Annotated in this window: 8 protein-coding genes; 4 read left to right on the top strand and 4 right to left on the bottom strand. The window is 64.9% G+C overall.

Going from position 1 to position 15,090, the window contains the following annotated elements; genetic code table 11:
• Positions 1-44 precede the first annotated feature (44 nt).
• The 4 genes from ppaT (at position 45) to DT069_RS19420 (ending at position 4,851) form a co-directional block, all read left to right on the top strand.
• Positions 45-1,214 (top strand): pyridoxamine--pyruvate transaminase, encoded by a 1,170-nt coding sequence (ppaT, locus tag DT069_RS19435; RefSeq protein ID WP_425450392.1) that lies wholly within the window; start codon positions 45-47, stop codon positions 1,212-1,214.
• A gap of 20 nt (positions 1,215-1,234) precedes the next feature.
• Positions 1,235-2,812, top strand: a complete 1,578-nt coding sequence (locus tag DT069_RS19430) for a GMC family oxidoreductase (RefSeq protein WP_425450391.1) — start codon at positions 1,235-1,237, stop codon at positions 2,810-2,812.
• 247 nt (positions 2,813-3,059) lie between these two features.
• Complete coding sequence (locus tag DT069_RS19425; RefSeq protein ID WP_119461985.1) at positions 3,060-3,278, top strand: hypothetical protein; 219 nt, start codon at positions 3,060-3,062, stop codon at positions 3,276-3,278.
• Positions 3,279-3,363: 85 nt separating this feature from the next.
• Positions 3,364-4,851 carry a CoA-acylating methylmalonate-semialdehyde dehydrogenase gene (locus DT069_RS19420; RefSeq protein WP_119461984.1) on the top strand — a complete coding sequence of 496 codons (1,488 nt, stop codon included), beginning with the start codon at positions 3,364-3,366 and terminating at the stop codon, positions 4,849-4,851.
• Positions 4,852-4,920: 69 nt separating this feature from the next.
• On the opposite strand, the gene DT069_RS19415 is transcribed toward DT069_RS19420, so the two are convergent.
• From DT069_RS19415 to DT069_RS19400, 4 genes are read right to left on the bottom strand one after another with little or no spacing between them, the layout of a single operon-like run.
• Positions 4,921-7,341 (bottom strand): acyl-CoA dehydrogenase, encoded by a 2,421-nt coding sequence (locus DT069_RS19415; protein ID WP_119461983.1) that lies wholly within the window; start codon positions 7,339-7,341, stop codon positions 4,921-4,923.
• 3 nt (positions 7,342-7,344) lie between these two features.
• Positions 7,345-9,672, bottom strand: coding sequence for a 3-hydroxyacyl-CoA dehydrogenase/enoyl-CoA hydratase family protein (locus tag DT069_RS19410; RefSeq protein ID WP_119461982.1), 2,328 nt, complete (start codon positions 9,670-9,672; stop codon positions 7,345-7,347).
• On the bottom strand, positions 9,669-10,808 hold the full coding sequence (locus DT069_RS19405; protein WP_119462088.1) for a thiolase family protein: 1,140 nt from the start codon (positions 10,806-10,808) through the stop codon (positions 9,669-9,671). The genes DT069_RS19410 and DT069_RS19405 overlap by 4 nt, the downstream gene beginning before the upstream one ends.
• A 46-nt stretch (positions 10,809-10,854) precedes the next feature.
• Complete coding sequence (locus tag DT069_RS19400) at positions 10,855-15,051, bottom strand: alpha/beta fold hydrolase (protein WP_119461981.1); 4,197 nt, start codon at positions 15,049-15,051, stop codon at positions 10,855-10,857.
• Between the last annotated feature and the right edge of the window lie 39 nt (positions 15,052-15,090).

The raw sequence follows: 15,090 nt of genomic DNA, 5'->3' as shown, positions 1-15,090 counted from the left end.
CCGGAAAAATGTGATGGCCAGAGAAACGACAGATGGTGTCTGACATGATCAAGAAGCCCGTGATTACCCTCGCCGCCGGTCCCGTCCAGGGATATCCGGAGGTGCTCCAGGCGATGGCGCAGCCGCTCGGCTACGACTACGACCCCTCCTTTCTGGCTTTCTACGAGGAGGTGGCGAAGAAGTGCGCGACGGCGATGCGGGTGAAGGATCCGGCGCTGATCATCCAGGCCGAGCCCGCAGTCGCGATCGAGGCGGCGGCCGCCTCCCTGATTTCCAGGCAGGATGTGGTGCTCAACCTTGCATCCGGCGTCTATGGCAAGGGCTTCGGATACTGGTCCGCGCGGCACCATAAGGAGATGATCGAGATCGAGGTACCCTACAACGAGGCCATCTTGCCCGACGCCGTCGAGCAGGCCTTCAAGGAGCGGCCCGACATTTCTATCGTCTCGATGGTCCATCACGACACGCCGTCTGGAACCATCAATCCGCTCGTCGAGATCGGCAAGATCGTGGAGAAGCACGGCGCCCTGCTTCTCGTGGATGCGGTGTCGTCCTTCGGCGGGATGGACGTTCACCCGGGCGATTGCCACGCCGACGTCTTCATCACCGGCCCCGGGAAATGCCTCGGTGGGACCCCCGGAGTCACCTTCATGGCCATCAGCGAGGCGGCCTGGGCGCATATGGAGGCGAATCCGGACTCGCCGAGGGCCTCGATCCTCAGTCTGCTCGATTGGAAAAATGCCTGGCGCCGCACGGAGCCGTTTCCCTTTACGCCGTCGGTCGCCGAAATCAGCGGTTTGTCCGCCGCGATCGACCTGTATCTCGCGGAGGGGCCGGAGGCCGTCTGGAGGCGTCATGCCCTGACCGCGAAGGCCTGCCGCGCCGGGGTGCGGGCCATGGGCGTGGAACTGTGGGCCGCGAGCGAGGCCATCGCCTCGCCGAGCACGACATCGATCCGTGTGCCGGACGGGCTCACCGATAGCCGTATCATCGAAACGGTGCGCAACGACTACGGCGTGATGCTGTCGATCGGACGGGGGGAGACCCTGGGCAAGCTGCTGCGGATCGGCCATATGGGGCCGACGGCGGAGCCGATCTATGCTGTCGTCGCTGTCGCGGCCCTCGGAGGTGCGCTGAGCAAGCTCGGCTTTTCGGCCGATCCCGCCGCGGGTGTCGCCGCGGCCATGGCGGTGATCAACGACGCGGTCGCCTGACGGCGGGGCGGAGAAGGGCGTTGGAGGCAGATTACATCGTTGTCGGTGCCGGAACGGCCGGGTGCGTGCTCGCCGCGCGCCTGTCGGAAAACCCGGATGCCGAGGTCGTCCTGCTGGATGCTGGCGGCGAGATCACGGACCCGGATGTCCGTGATCCGCTGAAGTGGCCGGCGCTGCAGGGGCGAGCCTATGACTGGGGCTATGCCACTACCGCCCAGGACCATTGCGCCGGTCGCTCCCACGCCTGGCCGCGCGGCCGGGGGCTCGGCGGGTCGACGCTGATCAACGCCATGGCGCATGTTCGCGGCCATCCGGAGGACTTCGACCGATGGGCGCGGGCCGGCTGTGCCGGTTGGGGCTATGCGGATCTTCTGCCCTACTTCATCAAGTCCGAAAGCTCCTCGCATGGTCCGTCGCCCTACCACGGGACCGACGGTCCCATCCATCTGATCCAGCCGGAAACGCCGCACCCGATCACCCAGGCCTATATGCGGGCCGGGACGCTCTGTGGCCTCGAGCCCACGGCCGAGCATAACGGCGCCCGAATGACGGGTCCGACGGTGAACACGCTGACCATCAAGGACGGGAAACGACAGACCGTCGCCGACGCCTATCTGACCGCCGAGGTCAAGGCCCGCCCCAATCTGTCGGTCCTGTCCGGCGTGATGGTGGACAGCGTCGTTCTTGCGTCCGGAGGCGGAGGCTGCAGGGGCGTGCGAATCCTCACTGCGGCCGGCATCGAAGAGATCTGGGCCAATGCCGGCGTCATTCTTTGCGCCGGCGCGATCGGGTCGCCGAGCATTCTGATGCGGTCAGGGCTCGGCCCGGCCGACGAGCTGACCGCCCTGGACATCGCCTGCCGACAGGACATGCCCGGCGTCGGGCGCAATCTGCATGACCATCTGCTTGCCGGGGGCAATGTCTACCGGTCGAAGCGTCCGGTCGCGCCGTCGCGCTATCAGCATTCAGAATCCCTCTGCTATATCGACGGTGCGGGACCGACGGCGGCGCCCGAGATCGTTCTGGCCTGCGTGGTCGCGCCGATCACGACGGAATGCTTTTCCGCTCCGCCGCCGGGCGAAGGCTATACCATCATGTACGGCTTCACCCATCCGCGAAGTCGGGGGACCGTCAGGCTCGCATCCGCGGACGTCCGCGCCGCGCCGTTGATCGATCCCGGCTATCTGCGCGAAGACTATGATCGGCGGATCTACAAGGAGGCCCTGGACTGGGCCCGGACTGTGGGAGCCTCGGCGGCGCTGGACGACTGGCGGGCGGAGGAAGTGCTGCCCGGCGCCGAGGATCTGGCTTCGCCGCAGGCGGTCGAGTCCTTCCTGGAACGCGCGGCCTATACCCATCACCATCCCGTCGGAACCTGTCGGATGGGCACCGATGCCGAGGCGGTGGTCGGCCCCGATCTTGCCGTGCGGAATATCGCGGGACTTTACGTGATGGATGCCTCCGTCATGCCGTCCATCACCACGGGTCCGGTCAATGCGGCCATCATCGCCATGGCGGAGCGCGCCGGCGATCTGATCTCCAGCCGCCGGCCGCTCGCGCCGATGGCTCCGGCCGCGGCGCGCCAAGCCGGTGTGTGAGGTCGGCTTGCCTTCCATTCCGCCACTGATCAGGTATGGGGTTCTGTCCTGTCTTGTCGCGACGGGCCTCCTGCTGCATGCTTGCGCCGACACGGGACGGGCATCCGTCTCCGCATTGGGAACCAACACTGTTACACTCGATATCGACAACCGAACGGATCGACCACTGCGCTGCTTGGTCGTCCTCGCACACTTCATAACGCGTGACATCGGCCCCATTTCCCCCGGTGGAATGGCGAGCCTAGAATTGTGGCGCGACAATGGGAACGGATCGCTCGGCTTCGGTCGCCACAAGGGCGAACCGATGATGGTGGAGAACATCCTGTGCGGACGCGCCGACCACTGGCAGGAGACTGTGACCGACCTGCCTTTGACGACCGTTCGCACCGACCGCGCCGATCGGTTTCTGGCGACCTGTCGTACCGATCATCAACCAGCCTGCACGGTTTCGGGTCGCGGCGGCTAGCCGTCGGCCCTCCTGAAACCGGTCCAATGGTCATTGCCGCATTCTCCGGCTTCAGGCCGGACCAGTCTTGTGAAAGAGGAGTTTCATGACGTTCATCGACCATAGAATTCCCGGCCACGCGTCCGCGGCCGGGGAGGGCACTCCCATCTTCAATCCCGCAACCGGTGAGCAGACCGCAACGGTTGCCGCCGGGACGAAGGCGGACGCGGACGCGGCCGTCGCCGCCGCCAAGGCGGCCTTTCCGGCCTGGTCCGCGCTGACGCCGCTGAAGCGCGCGCGCGTCATGTTCAAGTTCAAGGCGCTGCTCGAGGACAATGCAGAGCGCATCGCCGAGTTGATCTCGGCGGAGCACGGCAAGACCCATTCGGACGCGCTGGGCGAGATCCAGAGGGGCGTGGAAGTGGTGGAGTTCGCCTGTGGCATCCCGCATCTCCTGAAGGGGGAGTACTCGAAGGACGTCGGTACGGCCGTCGACAGCTTCGCCGCCCGCGAGCCCCTGGGCGTGGTTGCCGGCATCACGCCGTTCAACTTCCCGGCCATGGTGCCGATGTGGATGTTTCCCATGGCGCTCGCCTGCGGCAACAGCTTCGTCCTGAAGCCGTCGGAGCGCGATCCCTCCGCCACGGTGGCGATCGCGGAGCTCGCCCATGAGGCCGGCGTGCCGGAAGGCGTGCTGGTGGTCCTACATGGCGGCAAGGAGGTCGTGGACGGCCTGCTGAAGCATCCGGACGTCGCCGCCGTCTCCTTCGTGGGCTCAACGCCGATCGCCGAATATGTCTATGCGACCGGCACGGCGCATGGAAAGCGCGTCCAAGCCCTCGGCGGCGCCAAGAACCACATGGTGGTGATGCCCGATGCCGATCTCGACATGGCGGCCGACGCGCTCATAGGCTCCGGCTATGGAGCGGCCGGCGAGCGCTGCATGGCGGTCTCAGTCGCCGTGCCGGTGGGCGAGGAGACGGCAGACAAGCTGGTGGCCAAGCTCGCGCCGCGCGTTCGGACATTGAAGATCGGCCCCTCCACCGACCCCGACACCGAGATGGGGCCGCTGGTGACGAAACAGCATCTGGAGAAGGTGAAGGGCTATATCGACAAGGGCGTGCAGGAAGGCGCCGAGATCGTGGTGGACGGCCGCGACTTCCGCCTGCAGGGCTATGAAAACGGCTATTTCCTGGGCGGAACCCTGTTCGATCGCGTGACGCCGGAGATGGCAATCTATCGCGAGGAAATCTTCGGTCCGGTGCTGAGCGTGGCCCGCGCCAAGTCCTATGAGGAGGCGGTCCGCCTCGTCAACGAGCACGAGTTCGGCAACGGCACGGCAATCTTTACCCGCGACGGCGACGCCGCCCGCGATTTCGTCAGCCGCATCCAAATCGGGATGGTGGGCGTGAACGTCCCGATCCCGGTTCCGGTGGCCTATCACAGCTTCGGCGGCTGGAAGCGCTCGCTGTTCGGAAGCCACGGTATCTACGGACCGGAAGGCGTGCATTTCTATACACGCCTGAAGACCGTCACCGCACGGTGGCCCACGGGCATCCGCGCCGGCGCCTCGTTCAATTTCCCGACCATGTGACGGGGGCCGCCAGGCAGGGGTGCGGCGACCGACGCCTGAAAAATTCTCCGCGTCGGTCTCGCGCCCCCGCTAACCCTTAAGAAGCGCGTAGTCCGCAGCCGGGAAGGCGTCGACCTGGATGGCGGCGTCTTGCGCCTGTGCCGCCTTGTCCATGCGCTGCCTTTCGTCGGCGTCGATAAGGCCCAGGGCGAAGGCCCGCTCCGTCAGGGTGGCGACGGGCTCCGCGTCGAGGCGGCGCTGGCGCACGGCCTCGCGGATTTTCTTCTGAATCTCCCGCGTTGCGACCACGAGATCGAGAGCTGCTTCAAGGCGGCCGAGGCCGTCGTCGGCCGCGTCCGGAACGAAAATATCCCGCGACAGCCGTCGCCGCATGTCGTCGCCGTCAAGCAGGCCGCGCGCCACCTTGGACCCCAGCGCGTCGCGCGGCGGCCGCAGGCGCGCGCCAAGGGGGAAGATCAGCACGCGCAGCGTCGCGGCCGCCGGCCGGTTCGGCAGGTTGTCGAGGACGCCGATGAGCGCCTGCTGAACCTTCCACAGCGCCAGGTCGCACGACCAACGCAGCAGCGGCAGGTCCGCCGCCGGCCGGCCGTCGTCGTGGAACCGTTTGAGCGCCGCCGATGCCAGATACATCCAGGCGAGCGCGTCGGCCAGGCGACCGCTAATCTTCTCGCGGCGCTTGAGGGCTCCGCCAAGCGTGGCCAAGGTCACGTCCGTGACCAGGGTGAAGGCGGCACTGAATCGCGTCAGGCGACGGAAATAGCGCGCCGATGGCGTTCCGCCCGGCGCTTCCGCCAGCCGTCCTCCGGTCAATGCCAGCAGGAAGGAGCGGAGGGCGTTGCGACCGGCAAAGCCCAGATGCTTGAACAGCACCCGGTCGAACAGCGCCGAATCGTTCTCCTGGATGGCCCGGATCTCGTCCCGAACGAACGGATGGCAGCGGATCGAGCCTTGGCCGAAGATGATCAGCGACCGCGTGAGGATGTTGGCTCCCTCGACCGTGATGGCGATGGGCGCGGCGACATAGATCCGCGACAGGAAGTTGCGCGGACCACGGGAGATGCCGGCGCCGGCTACGATGTCCATCGCATCGACGATGCAGGCGCGCATGCCGTCCGTGAGATAGGCCTTGGCCACGCCCGAGAGCACGGCCGGCTTCTCGCCGGCATCGACCGCGCCGCAGGTAAGCACGCGTGTTGCGTTCATCAGATAGGCGTGGCCGGCGATGCGGGCCAATGCCTCCTCGATGCCCTCGAAGCGCCCGATCGGCATGTTGAACTGCTCGCGGATCGAGGCATAGGCGCCGGTGAAGCGCGCCGCCAGCTCCACAGCGGCGACGGACAGCGCCGGCAGCGAGATGGAGCGGCCAGCCGCCAGGCACTCCATCAGCATGCGCCAGCCCTGGCCCACGCCGCTTTGTCCGCCGATAATGAAATCGAGCGGCACGAACACGTCGACCCCGGTGATCGGCCCGTTGGGGAAGGCGACGCCCATCGGGTCATGGCGCGCGCCGATCGTGACTCCCGGCGTCTCGCGCGGGATCAGCGCGCAGGTGATGCCGAGATCCTTGGCGCCGCCCAGCAGGCCGTCCGGGTCGTACATCCGGAAGGCTAAGCCGATCACGGTCGCTACCGGCGCCAACGTGATATAGCGCTTGCTCCAATTGAGGCGGATGCCGATCACCTCTTTGCCGTCGAAGGCGCCGCGGCAAACGATGCCGGTGCTTCGGCTTGAGGCGGCGTCGCTGCCGGCATGGGGTTCGGTGAGCGCGAAGCAGGGGATCTCCTCGCCCGCCGCAAGGCGCGGCAGGTAATGGTCGCGCTGCTCGTCGGTTCCGTAGTGGAGCAGCAGTTCCGCCGGCCCCAGCGAGTTGGGGACCATGAGCGTGCAGGCGGCGGGTATGCTGCGGCTCGCCACCTTGGTGACGACGGCGGAGTGGCCGATGGCGGAGAAGCCGAGGCCGCCATACTCCTCCGGGATGATCATGCCGAAGAAGCGCTCGCGCTTGAGATGCTCCCAGACCTGCTGCGGCAGGTCGCGCTCCTGCGTGATCTGCCAGTCGTCGATCATCCGGCAGAGCGCGTCCGTCGGCCCATCGAGGAAGGCCCGTTCGCGTTCCGAGAGGGGCTGAGGCTGAAAATTGAGAAGCTTCCGCCAGTCGGGGTCTCCCGAAAACAAGTCGCCGTCCCACCAGACCGTGCCTGCCTCGAGGGCGATGCGCTCGGTATCCCCCAGGCGGGGCAGGAAGGAGCGTGCGCGGCGCATCGCCGGTGCCGAGATCAGCGGCCGGCGGATCACCGGAATGCCGAAGAGGACGGCGGCGACAAGGGCCGCGGCCAGTGTCGCCGCGAATGCGATCGGCGAGTCCACCCCGGCCAGCGCCCAGGCTGCCAGTCCGAGGGCGGCGGCCGAGGTCCAGGCCCAATATCCGAACCCGAAATAGAGCAGCAGGACGAAGGCAAGAACGGCCGCGGCCAGCAAGCTTTGGGTCATTGCTCAGTTCCTGAGTGGCTTGCCGGTCTTGAGCATATGCGCCACACGGGCGATGCTTGCCGGCTGGCGTGCCAGAGCGACGAAGGCCTGGCACTCGAGAGAAAGCAGATCGTCCTCGCTGAGCGTCTCGGTCATGTCGGTGTCGCCGCCACTAAGGACTGTCGCGAGCTGTTTGCCGACGACCACGTCATGCGGCGTCGCCTTGCCGGTCTTGCGAAAGCCGTCGACGGCGAGGGACAGAGCGGCGAACGCCGTTCTCCCCGGCAAGGAAACGCGCGGCGTCTCAGGGGGAACGTAACTTTCCGCCAGGGCCAAGGCCTTCGCCTTGGCGTCGGCAAGCAGGCGGTCCCGGTTCATGGTGATGCCGTCGCCGGGGCGCAGGAATAAGAGGTCCTTCGCTTGCTCGGCCGACTTCGCGACGCTGGCCATGCCGATGGTCTCGAAGGCCTTGATCACCGGCGGCATCGGGCCGAATGGCGGCTTCTTGCCAGTGATTCGGCGCAGCAGCAACTCCTTGCAGCCGCCCCAGGCCGGGACGATACCGACGCCGGCTTCGACGAGGCCGGCATAGGTTTCGGCATGCGCCTGCACCGCATCGCAATGGAGCAGTATCTCGCAGCCGCCGCCGAGCGCCATCCCGGACGGTGCGCCGACAATCGGGAAGGGCGCGTATTTGAGCCGCTTGTAGGTCTTCTGGCCATGGCGAACGAGCGCGCGCACCAGGAACCAAGCGCGCAGTTTCATGGCGAGCAGCAGCAGCCCGATATTGGCGCCGACCGAGAAGTTGCTTCCTTCGTTATAGATGACGAGCGCGCGATAGCGCCCGGGCACCAGCCGGACCGCCTTTTCGACCATGGCCAGCGTCAGCGGGTTGAGCGAGTTCATCTTGCTGTGGAACTCAAGACACAGCACGCCGTCATCGATATCCCAGAGGCTGGCCGAGCGATTGCGGGCCAAGGGCCGTTTGCGCCGCTTGATATCCGCCAGCAGCAGCACGCCTTCCGGACGAACCACATCCCGATAGCCGCCGTCGACGGCGAGATACTGAAGTCGGCCGGCTTCGGTCCGGTAGAAGCGGCGCCCTTCCGCCTGTGCAAGCAGTGGCGGCACAGGCAAGCCCGCTTCGCGGAGTTTCTGTGCGAACCAGTCGGCGCCAAGCTGGTCGATCAGCTCGAAGGGGCCATATTTCCAATTATAGCCGAGGCGCATTGCCTCATCGACGGAGACGATGTCGTCGGCAATCTCCGGCACCAGTCGGGCGGCATAGCTCAGGGTCCGCGACAGCACCCACCAGGCATAGCGCCCGCCCTTGTCCGGATGTTCGAGCAGCGCGCGCAGGCCGCCGCGACGGGCCTTGGCTACGCTCTCCAGAGCGGCCTTGCGACTCGCTCGGTAGTTGCCGCTCGCAAGATCCAGCGACTCCTTGACCTTTCCCGGCGTGTCCGGCTTCAGGCGATAGAAGCCGCCCTTGCCCTTTCGTCCGGTATAGCCCTCGGCGATCAGCCGCTTGATGAGCTCCGGTTCGTTATAGACAGTGTGGAAGGGATCCTCCTCCGGAAGCGACGTCGCCATGCTCCCGAGCACATGCGGCATCAGGTCGAGCCCGACCATGTCGAGCAACCCGAAGACGCCGGTCTTGGGGACGCCCATGGGCCGGCCGAGAACGGCGTCCGCTTCCTCGACCGTGAGGCCGGCATCCATTGCCTGCATAACGGCGCATTGCAGCCAATAAATGCCGATCCGGTTCGCGATGAAGCCCGGCCTGTCCTTGCAGCGAACCGGCGTCTTGCCGAGGCGCAGGTCGGCGAAGCGCTCGATGGTGGCCAGTGCCTGCTCGCCGGTGCGGGAGCCGGGGACCAGCTCGAGAAGTCGCAGGTAGCGCGGCGGGTTGAAGAAATGGGTGATGAGAAAATCGCGGGCGAAGCTTTCGGGCAGGGTCTCGATCAGAGTCGCCAGCCTGATGGTCGAGGTGTTGGAGGAGACGACCGAGCCCGGTCGGCGGGCCCGATCGATCTTCTCGTAAAGCGCCCGCTTGATGTCGACCCGCTCGACGATCGCCTCGACGATCCAGTCGCAGTCGGCGATCCGGTCAATGTCGTCGTCTATGTTGGCGGGCGTGATCAGTTCGGCATTGCGCTTATGCATGAGCGGTGCCGGATCGGCCTTGAGCAACCGCTTGATGGCCGCGGCGGCCATGGCGCTGCGGTCAGGGCCGTCGGGCGCCGCGATGTCGAACAGCATCACCGGCACGCCGGCATTGGCGATCTGCGCGGCAATGCCGGCGCCCATCACCCCCGCGCCGAAGACCGCGACCTTGCGAATCTCGTTCATTCGACGGCCTCGAGGACCGTAGCGATGCCCTGTCCGCCGCCGATGCACTGGGTGGAGAGGGCGAAGGTGCCGCCCTCGCGGATCAGCAGGCTCGCTGCCTTCCCGGTGATGCGGGCGCCGCTGGCGCCCAGCGGGTGGCCGAGCGCGATGGCCCCGCCGTCGAGATTGACCTTCGCCGGATCGAGGTCGAGGTCCCGCAAGACGGCCAGGCTTTGCGAGGCGAAGGCCTCGTTGAGTTCGGTGACGTCGATGTCGGCGACGGAGAGGCCAGCCCGCTCCAGGGCCTTCCGGGAGGCCGGCACCGGCCCGATTCCCATGATCTCCGGCGCACAGCCCGCCACCGCGATGCTTCGGATCCGGGCGAGCGGCCGGAGCCCGTGGCTCTTCGCGTAATCCTCGCTGCAGACCAGGGTCGCGGCCGCCCCGTCGGTCAGCGGCGAGGAGGTGCCGGCGGTCACTGAACCCTGCTCGTCGAAAGCCGGCTTCAGCCCGGCGAGACCCTCGGCCGTGGTGTCGGGCCGAATGCAGCCGTCGGTGCCGACCACGGCGCCGTTGGCCGCAATCGGCACGATCTCTTCGTCGAACCGTCCGTCCGCCTGCGCTCTTGCCGCGCGGGCCTGGGATTCGATCGCGAAGGCTTCCTGCTGGTCGCGCGTGATCTGGTATTTGGTGGCAAGGTTCTCGGCCGTCTCGCCCATCGACATATAGGCCTGGGGGTAGCTCTCATAGAGACCGGGATGCGGCATCGGGTTGAAGCCCATCATCGGCACCCTGGTCATTGACTCCACGCCCGCGCAGATGAAGGCCTCGCCGGCATTCATCCGGATGGCACCGGCCGCCATGTGGATCGCGTACATCGACGAGCCGCAGAAGCGGTTCACCGTGACGCCGGCGACGGAGGCCGGCAGCTCCGCCTGAAAGACTACCAGCCGCGCCACGTTCAGGCCCTGTTCGCCTTCTGGAAAGGCGCAGCCGAGGATCAGGTCCTCGATATCGTCTGGATTGACGTCAGTCTTGCGAATCAGGCCCTTTACGACCTGCGCGGCCAGCTCGTCCGGACGCACCTTCCGGAGCTCGCCCTTCGTGGCGGGCGTGAACGGGGACCGGACATATCCGGCGATCACGACATTCTTCATCTTCACATCCTGCCTTTCGACGTTCTGAGCACGACCCGATCAGGCTCTAGGCCTCGACGGTTAGGGCAGGGCCTTGCTCGGTATTGGCGGTCGCCGCTTCGGCGACGAGATCCTTCTTCGATATCTTGCCGATCAGTGTCTTCGGCAACTCGTCGCGGAATTCGATCTGCCTCGGCATCTGGAACGGCGCGAGCTTGTCCCTCAGGAACGCGCGCAGTTCCGCCGCTGTCACCGAAGCGCCCTCACGCAACTTGATGAAGGCCTTGACGATTTCTCCACGATGCAGGTCCGGAACGCCGCAGACCGCAGCCTCCTCGACGGCGGGATGTAGGTATATGACTTCCTCGACCTGGCGTGGATAGACGTTGAAGCCGCCGCTGAGAATCAGGTCCTTGATCCTATCGACGATGTAGAGATAGCCGTCCTCGTCCAGGTAGCCGACGTCACCGGTGTGCAAACGGGCGCCTTGCAGGATGTCGACGCTCTCCTTGGCCCGATTCGCATAGCCGGCCATTACTTGAGGACCGGTAACACAGATCTCGCCGCGTTCCCCGATCTCCAGCGTTCGATCCGGATCCTCCATCGATACGATCTCGATCACTGTTCCCGGGAGCGGCAGCCCGACCGATCCCGGCTTGCCGCCCGTGAGTGGATTGACCGTACAGACCGGGCCAGCCTCACTCAGGCCATAGCCCTCGACGAGCGTGCAGCCGGAGAGCGCCTCGAAACGGCGCTGGAGCTCGCTTGGCAGCGGGGCGCCGCCGGAAATACAGAACTTAAGGCTGGAGAGATCATGCTTGGCAACGTCGCGCGCCGCAGTCAGGGCCGAAAACATGGTCGGTACCCCGATGAAAACGGTCGGCTTTTCGCGATTAATCGCATCCAAAACCTCCGCCGTCTCGAACTTGGCCAGCAGGATGATCTCGGCGCCGATCCAAAGGCTCAAATTCATCACCGCCGTCATACCGAAAGAGTGGAACAAGGGCAGCACGGCGAGTGATTTCTCCTCGCCGCGCTTGACGTCGGGCGCCCAGAGGGCGAGCTGTGCCGTATTGACGAAAAGATTGGCATGGGTCAGCTGTGCGCCTTTTGGGAATCCGGTCGTGCCGCCGGTGTACTGGAGCACCGCAATGTCGGTGACGGGATCGATGGCTGACGGTTTGACGGCACCATCATTATCGATCAGGCGTTCGAAGGAGACGTGTCGCTCATCGTCCGAGAAGGACGCCATCTCGCGGCTTTTGAAGAAATCGAAGAGTATCTTTTCGGTGAAGCGCAGCACGCCCCTCATGCGGCAGACGACCAACTTCTCAATGTGCCCGTCTTCCCGGACGAGGCCCGCGACCTTTTCATAGAGTGCGTTGACGTCGAGGGTGACCAGAATCCGAGAGTCGGAATCGGCAAGCTGCCGTTCGATCTCGTATCCTGAATAGAGGGGATTGATGTTGACGACGGTGCCGCCGGCCTTGAGCACGGCGTAATAGCAGATCACGGCATATGGGCAGTTGGGCAGCATAAGGCCGACCTTGATTCCCCGGCGTACGCCGAGCGCCTGGAAGCCCTTAGCCGCCTTGTCGACCAAGCGGCCGACCTCGCGATAACGATAATGCCTCCCGCGGAAGCTGATGCAGGTTCTGTCGGCATAGGTTTTTACCGCCTCGTCGAGCAGAGCAGGGACGGGTTTGGGGTCGATATTGATCTGCCAGTCGAGGTCCTTGGGATAGGACCTCTCCCAAGGATAAGGGCGCTTGAGAGGCGGTGCCTCTCCTGGTCCGCCGCGGCGGAACCGGCTGAGGAATGGTCGCAGCGAGCGCGAGATCGCATCACCGACATTAATCATTATCGACCCACCTCCGGAAAAATTCAGCGAAGCGGCGACTCCCATGGGTGCTGCGGAGAGAACTGCCTTGAATGACGTACTTCTGGCAACCGTTGGAGAAAGGGTGTCGAGGAAAGAAATGATCAGCGCTTGGGTGCTCCCGACATTCTCGTTCAGGATTCCGTGCCGTTGCGACGGGATCATGTGCAGCGACTTCTTGACCGATCCGATCTTGTCGTGGATGAGCGTGGCGCTTTCCGGATCGATAACCGGATCCTCGGTCCCTTGGAGAATCTCGGTCGGGCAGACGACTTGCGGCAGACGCCGCTCCAGTTCCTCCGTGGTCCGGCGGAGCTCGAACAGGCCGCGTATCGGCATATGGCGGTAATTCGTTTCAGGATGCTCCGATTCATTGATTCGGAAGGGCATCACGCCTTCCTGGACGTAGGCCCATTCCGTCAGCCTGTTGATGTGATGGATGACGGGCACGAAAATCAGGTTCCGATTGCGGAATCTGAGCGCAGGCGAAACCGCCGCGACACCGGCAAGGCCACGAGGCTTGTCGGCCGCCAGAAGCAATGCCAGGGAGCCGCCGGTCGAGAAGCCGACCAGGCAGACCCGGTCGCTGAGATGGGACATGATCTCATAGCCGCGCCGGACCGACTCGAGCCAGTCCTGCCAAGTCCGCTCGCGGAGATCCCATGGCGACGTTCCATGGCCTTTGAGGCGGACGCCGATCACCGGATGACCTAAGGCCGCCAGCCGTTGTCCGAAGGCCTTGAGTTCTGCGGGAGAGGCAAGAAAGCCGTGGACCAGAACCACGCCGAGATCCTTCGGCCGGTTGGGAACGAGCAGATAGGGCTCGCCGCTTTCGGTCGCCGTCTCCTGATCGTTGATCGCCGCATATTGCGGACGGGAATAGGTTTCCTTGCACCGCGCATAGGCGCGGACTTCATCGTCGAACAGAAGCCGCGCCAGCGGGCCCCCGTCGATCGCGGCCTCGGCCCGGATCGCCCGATCGACGGCTCGGCAGGCGGCGGATACCGGCGCGATCTCGTTGGCGTAGACGACGATCACGTTCTCGATGCGCGGGTCGCGGCCGCCGTTCTCCTGGCGAAGCGCCGGCAGGAACCGGTAATGATCGGAGGTCGCCACGATCAGTCCCGATGCAATCGCGCCTTCCATAAGCTGTGTGACCAGGCGGCTGGTGCCATCGTGAATGCCGTCATAGGTTTCGGGATCGGCCAGGCTTTGATGCAGATGGATCAGCGGCTCCTTCTGCGCGTTCTTGAATGCCAGATAAAGAAGCCGATGGAAGCGGTCGCGCTCGATCTCCATCGTTCCCCGGTTGACCAGAGACAGGATCAGCCGCGACGCCAGGTGGTTCAGGTTGACGGTGACGCGGGCGTACATTTCCTGCATGCACAGATCGCGCAAACGCCGCATCTTACGCTGCATCGTCGTGGCGACGATGCGCTCGATCCAGCGGCTGGCCGTGTCCTTCAGCGCGAACAGATCCTCCAGGCTGTCGATCCGTTCAAACGCCTGGCTGAGAATCAGCCGGTCCGCCGGGTTCCAGGTGACGTGCGGATGAATCGGCTTGCCGAACCGGATATCCATATCCGTGCGCTTGAGCAGAAGATTGCCCTCGATCAGCAGCTCTTCCTTGAGCTGCTCACCGATGTCCTGGCCAAAGAGTTCGGCGGCCTTGCGCAGGATGTTGTCGCTGGTGTGGATCGGATAGAATGTGATGTTGGACGGTACGATCAGCGTCGGTTGGCGTGCCGCGGCGATCAGCGAGTCTATGTCCGCCAATCCCAGGGCCTGGACCCATCGATCGAGTCGCTGCGTATCGCCCGCCTCGAACACCGAGAGAATGCGTTTTTTGTAGGTTTCGAGGATCACCGCTAAGGCGGCGGCGCCCCGGCGGTGCTTGCGAGTGGTCCGCGCCATCGGCGAAAGAATGCTGAATTCCGCTTCGTCGAGGACGTTGCGGTCCTTGATCATGCCGCCTTCGGGAAAGATGATGATCTTCCGCCCGCGCAGGATCTCGGCAGCGAGGAACGGCAGCAGGCCCGGATGGTTGCTCGGCACGGCGCCGCAATTCCATAGAAATTTCGCGAACCGATCGTTTCCGAGGAAGAGTTCGTGCGTCGCCACGCACCGGCAATAGGCGCCCGTCGCTTGGTAAATGAAATATTGGGGAATGATTGTTTCGAAGCGGGCGAAGTGATTGAACAGAAATATCTGGCCCGCTTTGATATGGCCGTCGGCGTCGTGGACCCTGATGTTGATTCCGAGACGATGGCGCAGCAGGGAGAACGCCCGCACGCACCATTGATAGAGCGCCTCGTTGATTTCAATCTCGGGGCTGCCGCTCATCGCGTGGACCGTTCGGCCGTGGCCGGTCTTAAGAACCGGCATCAGCGTCCCGGACTCCCTGACATCCTGTCTCTATTCGTA

The sequence above is a fragment of the Virgifigura deserti genome, assembly GCA_003576685.1.
Lineage (GTDB): Bacteria > Pseudomonadota > Alphaproteobacteria > Dongiales > Dongiaceae > Virgifigura > Virgifigura deserti.
The sequence above is the reverse complement of the archived record's forward strand: the minus strand, read 5'-3'. Positions and strand labels throughout refer to the sequence as shown.

Coding starts and splice junctions, on each gene's coding strand:
- ppaT (WP_425450392.1), top strand. CDS start 45: ATGATCAAGAAGCCCGTGATTACCCTCGCCGCCGGTCCCGTCCAGGGA.
- DT069_RS19420 (WP_119461984.1), top strand. CDS start 3,364: ATGACGTTCATCGACCATAGAATTCCCGGCCACGCGTCCGCGGCCGGG.
- DT069_RS19415 (WP_119461983.1), bottom strand. CDS start 7,341: ATGACCCAAAGCTTGCTGGCCGCGGCCGTTCTTGCCTTCGTCCTGCTG.
- DT069_RS19410 (WP_119461982.1), bottom strand. CDS start 9,672: ATGAACGAGATTCGCAAGGTCGCGGTCTTCGGCGCGGGGGTGATGGGC.
- DT069_RS19405 (WP_119462088.1), bottom strand. CDS start 10,808: ATGAAGAATGTCGTGATCGCCGGATATGTCCGGTCCCCGTTCACGCCC.
- DT069_RS19400 (WP_119461981.1), bottom strand. CDS start 15,051: ATGCCGGTTCTTAAGACCGGCCACGGCCGAACGGTCCACGCGATGAGC.